Raw genomic sequence first — 1226 nt, 5'->3', positions numbered from 1 at the left:
GGTGGCACACCACTACGCATCCGGCGCCAAGGATTCGACGATCGAGGAGTGCGTCCGCTCCCTTCGCGAGGTTCACAAGGACCTGGAGCGCCGCGCCGACGTCATCGACGGACTGCCTGAGGAGGCCTGTCCGGAGAACAAGGTCACCGCGGATGTGGCTGCTCAGAAATCCCTCGGCCTGCATCCGCTGGTGTTCGCCATCGACGAGTGTCAGGAACTGTTCTCGCACGAGGACTACGGCGACGAGGCAGCGAAGCTGTGCAGGCCTACAAGAACGGCGTCAGGGCCACGACGTTCACCGACGAGGACCTCGGTATCGGCTACCTACTCGGAGTCAGCACCGAGGCGCGGATCGTGCGCTCCTACTACCTCGACAACCCGATGGCCGGTCTGATCGCTGACCGTGCAAGAGCCATGCGGCTTGCTGCGGGAACGCTGTCCGGCTACGCGGCCGGCGAAGTGGACACGACGCAGGGTCTGACCTACGACCTGCTCGCGGACATCCTGACAGTCGTGCCAGCCACCGAGGAGAAGGTCTGGAACTCGGTCGTCGTCGACCGTCTGGCGACGCTCCGGACGGACATCTACGGACCGTGGGCTGAGCAGGAGGACGAGGCCAAGACGGCTCAGCTCACAGCGATGCTCAAGCCGCTCGGCATCAAGGTCGACCAGGTCTTCAAGACCATGGACGGTAAGGGCTCGAACCGGCGCGGCATCGTCAGGGATCAGGTCGTGGAGGCCTCGAAGAGGAAGCTCCGTAGCGTGAAGTAGGGCTAGCACGACGAAGGAGCCTCGACAACCTCACATCAGGGGGGTTCGGGGCTCCTTCTCGTTGCCTGCTAGGACGCTAGGAAGCAGGTCCGAGGCCTGACGCTCCGCTAGCTGGGGTGCTAGGCCTAGCAGGGCTCGATGCTAGGGGATCAAGCTATTCATCCCAAACCGAACCCCTCAGGTCTCGAACCATGTGGCCCGACCCCTGAGGAGCGTGACGCGCGTCAGCCGTCCTTGCCGTCACTGCCGAACATCGCGTTGATCCACTTCACGAAGCGGTCAAGCACTTCGAGGACCCAGTCTCGTCGATCCTTCGGCAGAAGCGGTGAAATGAGCAGCGCCGGGAAGAGCGCTAGGACGAGCACCAGCAGGGGCAGTGCGACTAAGGCCGCTACGAGGACGCGCAGCCACTGGGGGAACCCTTTCACGTTGATCCTTCACCTCGATGATCAACC

General features: G+C 63.4%; 3 protein-coding genes. 1 reads left to right on the top strand and 2 read right to left on the bottom strand.

Features of this window, described 5'->3' with window-relative positions:
• Window positions 1–229: hypothetical protein (locus AB0O34_RS36930; RefSeq protein WP_363923673.1), on the bottom strand; the 229-nt coding region annotated here is incomplete at its 3' end.
• Window positions 230–258: 29 nt separating this feature from the next.
• Here AB0O34_RS36930 and AB0O34_RS36925 point away from each other — a divergent pair.
• On the top strand, window positions 259–771 hold the full coding sequence (locus tag AB0O34_RS36925; protein WP_363923671.1) for a hypothetical protein: 513 nt from the start codon (window positions 259–261) through the stop codon (window positions 769–771).
• A gap of 224 nt (window positions 772–995) precedes the next feature.
• Here AB0O34_RS36925 and AB0O34_RS36920 read toward each other — a convergent pair whose 3' ends face one another.
• On the bottom strand, window positions 996–1199 hold the full coding sequence (locus tag AB0O34_RS36920; protein WP_363923669.1) for a hypothetical protein: 204 nt from the start codon (window positions 1197–1199) through the stop codon (window positions 996–998).
• Window positions 1200–1226: the final 27 nt, after the last annotated feature.

The sequence above is a fragment of the Sphaerisporangium sp. NPDC088356 genome (assembly GCF_040685555.1).
GTDB lineage: Bacteria > Actinomycetota > Actinomycetes > Streptosporangiales > Streptosporangiaceae > Sphaerisporangium.
The sequence above is the reverse complement of the archived record's forward strand: the minus strand, read 5'-3'. Positions and strand labels throughout refer to the sequence as shown.